At 35.5% G+C, this 2,166-nt stretch carries 1 protein-coding gene; it reads left to right on the top strand.

Annotation, left to right across the window (positions count from 1 at the left end; translation table 11 throughout):
* The coding region (locus AAEO58_RS11085) for an Ig-like domain-containing protein (RefSeq protein WP_341683442.1) at positions 1–2,166 on the top strand (2,166 nt) is incomplete at both ends.

Below are 2,166 nucleotides of genomic sequence, written 5' to 3'. Positions count from 1 at the left end.
TTAACAAATGACACATTAAATGGAGTTGTGGTAACAACATCAAATACAGATGTAACGGCAACAACAGAAGGTCCATTATCAATAGATGTAAATGGAGTAATTACAGTTGCGGCAAATACACCAAATGGAGTTTATCCAATAACATATACATTGTGTTCAACGTCTTTAACACCACAAATATGTGATACTGCAACAGCTTACGTTGGAGTTCTTGTGCCAGGTATTCACATAACCAAAGATGGTGTTTATGCAGATGCAAATGGAGACGGTTTTACAAGTGTAGGTGATGTAATCAACTATAATTTTGTAGTTACTAACTCAGGAAGTACTGTATTAACTAATATAACTGTAACAGATAATAATGCAGTTGTAACTGGTGGGCCATTAGCTACATTAGCTATTGGAGCATCAAATAGTACTATGTTTACAGCGGTTCATACCATTACTGCAGCAGATATTGCAGCAGGTTATGTATACAATTTAGCTACAGCAACAGGAACAGATACAAATGGTAATCCAGTAACTGATACTTCATCTGATCCAATTCCAGACCCTAACCCATGTGTAGGGTGTGTTGTAGATCCAGTATGTCCAGATTGTACAATTGTAGAGTTAACAAACAATACATTTGCAATTAATGACATAAACGATACATATATAAACACACCAGTTTCTGGAAATGTTTTAACAAATGATTTTGATTTAGAAGGTAACACACAAGTTGTAACAGCTAATACTAATCCAACTAATGGAACAGTAGTTGTTAATAGCAATGGTACTTATACTTACACGCCTAATACAAATTATGTTGGAACTGATTCATTTACTTATACAGTATGTGATAACGGAACACCACAAGCATGTGATACTGCTACGGTTACAATAAATGTAGAGCAAAATCCATTACCAACAGACAATAGTGTTGTTGCAAATAATGATGCTGTAATTACTGAAGTAGGAACTCCAGTTATAGTTTCAGTATTATCAAATGATTTTGATCCAAACGGTAATCCATTTACTATTACGCCAGGTTCAGTAACTACTCCAGTAAATGGAACGGTTACAGTAAATCCTGACGGAACAATTACATATACTCCAAATCCATTGTTTGTAGGAGAGGACACATTTACATATCAAATATGTGATAATCAAATACCACAAGCATGTGATACTGCAACAGTTATTGTGACAGTATTACCATTAAGTAATCTAAACACTACTTATGCTATTGATGACTCATATTTCATAAATTGTTCTTCGAATTCAACCATGAATTTGTTAGATAATGATTATGATTTAGAAAGTAATACACAAACGATTAATACAATTCCTGTTGTTCAACCATTACATGGAACAGTTATTATAAATTCTGATGGAACATTTATTTATACAGTTTCAGGATGTTACACTGGTCCAGACAGTTTCATTTACCAAGTTTGTGATAATGGTACTCAACAAGAATGTGATATAGCAACGGTTTATTTATTAATCTCTGCGAATCAGTCACCAGTAGTAACAGGAACTTTTCCAGTTGCTAATGTTCAAGGATGTTCAGCAACAGCTGCACCAGCAGCAGTTACAACAGTAACAGCTTTAGAAACAATGGGATTAACTATTGCAGATGATTGTACTCCAGATGCTACTTTAGTAGTAACAAGTGCAGATACATCAGCAGGAACTTGTCCAATTGTGGTTGCAAGAACATATACGATAACAGATGCTTGTGGAAACTTTACAACAGCTACACAAACTATCAATGTTCAAGACACAACTGCACCAGTAGTTACAGGAACAATTTCAGTTGCTAATGTTCAAGGATGTTCAGCAACAGCTGCACCAGCAGCAGTTACAACTGTATCAGCTTTAGAAGGATTAGGATTAACTATTGCAGATGCTTGTACTCCAGATGCTACTTTAATAGTAACAAGTGCAGATACATCAGCAGGAACTTGTCCGATTGTAGTTACAAGAACGTATACGATAACAGATGCTTGTGGAAATTTTACAACAGCTACACAAACTATCAATATTCAAGATACAACAGCACCAGTAGTAACAGGAACTATTCCAGTTGCAACGGCTCAAGGATGTTCAGCGTCAGCTGCACCATCTCCTGTTTCGACAGTAGTAGCTTTAGAAGTGTTATTTGGTATTTCAGTTTCAGAT

The sequence above is a fragment of the Flavobacterium helocola genome, assembly GCF_038289885.1.
GTDB lineage: Bacteria > Bacteroidota > Bacteroidia > Flavobacteriales > Flavobacteriaceae > Flavobacterium > Flavobacterium cheniae.
Note: the sequence above shows the minus strand (reverse complement) of the source record. Positions and strands in the feature narration are given on the sequence as shown.